1 pseudogene is annotated in these 248 nt (G+C 44.8%); it reads left to right on the forward strand.

Annotation, left to right across the window (positions count from 1 at the left end):
- Window positions 1-123: 123 nt before the first annotated feature.
- Window positions 124-248 (forward strand): annotated as a pseudogene (locus H5300_RS27535) (ISAs1 family transposase); the annotation flags it as partial.

The following is a 248-nucleotide window of genomic DNA, read 5'->3' on the forward strand; positions in this document are numbered from 1 at the left end:
GGGGCTTTCTTTCTGCTCATAACAAACAGGATGAAGCACTGGAATGATCACTCAATAGTAAAAAGTGGATCAAGTGCTGAGTGTCACACTTTTTCTGTCAATAGGGGCTTGGTGAACACTTACCTAAAAGGGGCAAAAGCAAGCAAACAACAGCACCCCCTCTATATGGTTTCGGCATTTGATGTAGACGAGGGTTTGACTCTCACACATCAACCTTGTGACGGCAAAGGTATGGAGCTGCTAGCAAT

The organism is Vibrio sp. SG41-7 (assembly GCF_014164465.1).
Classification (GTDB): domain Bacteria; phylum Pseudomonadota; class Gammaproteobacteria; order Enterobacterales; family Vibrionaceae; genus Vibrio; species Vibrio splendidus.